This is a genomic window from Streptomyces pathocidini (assembly GCF_001418495.1).
In the GTDB taxonomy this organism is placed as follows: domain Bacteria; phylum Actinomycetota; class Actinomycetes; order Streptomycetales; family Streptomycetaceae; genus Streptomyces; species Streptomyces pathocidini.
This window is the reverse complement of record NZ_LIQY01000612.1, coordinates 1-2,651: the sequence shown is the minus strand read 5'-3', so window position 1 is coordinate 2,651 and position 2,651 is coordinate 1. Positions and strand designations below refer to the sequence as shown.

Here is a 2,651-nt window from a genome sequence, read left to right as displayed (position 1 = left end):
GTCCGGGGGCGGGCCCGTGCCGCCGTAGGGCGGTTGGGCGTGGGGCTCCTCGTAGGGGCGCGTTTCGTGCGGCTCGGCGTTTTCGTGCGGCTCAGGGCCGCCGACGCGCCCGCGTGCCCGGCGCCCGCACGGGCGGCCGCGCATGATGGCCGCGCCCAGCAGCATCAGCAGGCCGCCGCCGACCGCCAGCGCAACGCCCGGGCCGAGCCCGCCGTCGCCACCCGCCGTCAGGCTGCCGGCCGCCTGGCCCTGGCGCACCATCCACAGGACAGTGAACGCCAGCGCCACCAGGCCCGCGAGTGCGACCACCAGACGTGACCGCAGCACCACACCGAGCAGCGCCAGCACCGCGGCGGCGAGCATCGGCGCCAGCAGCGACGCGAAGAGGTCGGAGCCTTGCGCCGTGATCCCTCCGAAGAGGTCCTCGATGCGGACGTCCCGCCCGAGGCGGCCGCCGTACCAGGCACGGAAGGGGCTCCAGACGGCGGCCGCCGCTCCGGCCAGGGCGACCGCGGAGCCGAGGATGTTGCGGACCATCGCGCGGATCACCTCGCATCCGGGATCGGGTTCCGTCCCGGTGTCGCGTGTCCCTGTGTTCTGTCCGGTGTCCTGTTCTCGACGCTACGCCCGGTAACCCCGCAAGGCCAGGCGGCGGTCAACCGCCCGCCCGCGCTGCCGCGTTCACCACGGACCGCGCCGCGAAAGGCCCCTTCGCCCGTTGGGTCGACCCGTCACCGCGTACGGAAGTCCCGGCTCCGGTCCGTGAACAGCGCCGCCTGCCGCTCCGGGGGCAGGTTGCCGAGCGCGATGAGATGCGGCGCGCCCGCGAGCGCCTGCGCCCTGGCCGCCTCGCGGGCCGACCACACGGCCCGCACGGTGCCCTGCACGGCCTCTGTCGGGTACGAGGCGAGGACCGACGCCGCACGCAGCGCCGCGGCCGGCAGCTCCCGCGCCGGGACGACCTCCGACACCAGCCCGATCTCGTAAGCCCGGGCCGCCGACAGCCGCTCCGCCGTGCCCATCAGGGACATCCGCGCGACCTCCCCGAACGGCATCCGCTGCGCCATGCCGATGGCCTCGTACGCGCTGACCATGCCGTACGTGGTGTGCGGGTCGAAGAAGGTCGCGGTCTCGGCGGCGATGAGGAACTCGCTCTCGCCGAGCAGGTAGAACGCCCCGCCGCAGGCCATCCCGTTGACGGCCGCGACGACCGGTTTCCACAGGTCGCAGGATTTCGGGCCGACGGTGAGCAGCGGGTCGTCGATCGAGTACGGGCTGCTGGGCTGGGGGACCTCGGCCGAGCGGTCGAGGCCCGTGCAGAACGCCCGGTCGCCGGCCCCGGTGAGCACCACCGCCCGTACGCCGTCGTCGGAGCGCAACTCGCGCCATGTGCTGCGCAGTCCACCGGCCGTCTCGAGGTCGATCGCGTTGTGCCGGCCGGGTCGGTGGAGGGTGACGAGCGCGACCCCGTCGGCCACCTCCAGGCGGACGCTCACGGCCGCTCCAGCAGCCAGCGGGGCCCGGTGACGCCGGGCGCGATCTCGGCGAACGCGGCTCTGACCGGGGCGCCGATCCGGATCCGGGACGGGTCCATGGAGTTCAGGGGCGCGTCCGGCGCCGCGACCAGGTTGCCCACCAGCCGGATCAGCGGATCCTCGGCCAGCTCGACGATCACCGCGTTGTACGGGGCCTGTTCGGCGTACGCGGGGAGCAGCGGCGGGTGCGGGACGACGTACGACCAGATCCGGCCACGGCCGCTCATCCGCCGCCACTCGCCGTCGAAGGACTGGCAGTGCGGGCAGCAGGGGCGGGGCGGGAAGCGCAGCCGCCCGCAGGAGAGGCAGGCGGGGACGCGGAGTTCGCCGCGGGCCGCGTACTCCCAGAAGGGGGCGCCGTCCTCGTCGACGACGGGCGCGAGCGGGTGGTCGGCCATCGGTCTCCTCAACTCCTCAGCAGCAGGGCCGAGGTGGGGACTCCCTCGCCCGCGGTGACCAGGCAGGTCGCGGCGTCCGGCACCTGCGCCGTGGACGTGCCGCGCAGTTGCTTCACGCCCTCGTTGATCAGGTTGAAGCCGTGCACGTAGGCCTCGGAGAGCCCGCCGCCGCCGGTGTTGACGGGCAGCCGGCCGCCGATCTCCAGCGCCCCGCCCTCGGTGAAGGCCGCGCCCTCGCCCCGTCCGCAGAATCCGTAGCCCTCCAGGGAGAGCGGGATGAGCGGGGTGAACGCGTCGTAGATCTGGGCGACATGGACGTCCCGCGGGCCGAAGTCGGCCGTTTTCCACAGGTGGCGGGCGGCGGTCCAGGCGGGGCCCGTGAGCGGGTCCTCGCACCAGTAGTTGACCATGCCGTGGTGCTGGGCGGGCAGTCCCTGGGCGGCGGAGTGGAGGTAGACGGGCCGCCTGCGGCAGTCGCGGGCGCGCTCCGCGGAGACGACGACGCAGGCCAGGGCGCCGTCGGTCTCCAGGCAGTTGTCGAACAGGCAGAGCGGTTCGCTGATCCAGCGGGAGGTCATGTACATCTCGCGGGTCAGCGGGCGCTCGTACATCATCGCGGCTGGGTTCTGGTTGGCCCGGTTGCGGCAGGCCAGCGCGACGTTGAAGAGGTGGTCGCGGGTCGCCCCGTACTCGTGCATATAGCGGCGGGCCAGCATGC

The 2,651-nt window shown here is 73.9% G+C and carries 4 protein-coding genes; all 4 read right to left on the bottom strand.

Translation table 11 applies throughout. The annotated features are described in order from the left end of the window. Positions 1-537: hypothetical protein (locus tag AOK16_RS23520; RefSeq protein ID WP_240483721.1), on the bottom strand; the 537-nt coding region annotated here is incomplete at its 3' end. A 194-nt stretch (positions 538-731) separates the two neighbouring features. Then, entirely contained in the window at positions 732-1,496 is a 765-nt protein-coding gene (locus tag AOK16_RS23515; protein ID WP_055474142.1) for an enoyl-CoA hydratase/isomerase family protein, read from the bottom strand. Then, the gene (locus AOK16_RS23510) at positions 1,493-1,933 is read right to left on the bottom strand and encodes a Zn-ribbon domain-containing OB-fold protein (protein ID WP_055474141.1); all 441 of its coding nucleotides are present in this window, start codon (positions 1,931-1,933) and stop codon (positions 1,493-1,495) included. The genes AOK16_RS23515 and AOK16_RS23510 overlap by 4 nt, the downstream gene beginning before the upstream one ends. A gap of 8 nt (positions 1,934-1,941) precedes the next feature. Beyond that, the coding region (locus AOK16_RS23505; protein ID WP_420865400.1) for a thiolase C-terminal domain-containing protein at positions 1,942-2,651 on the bottom strand (710 nt) is incomplete at its 5' end.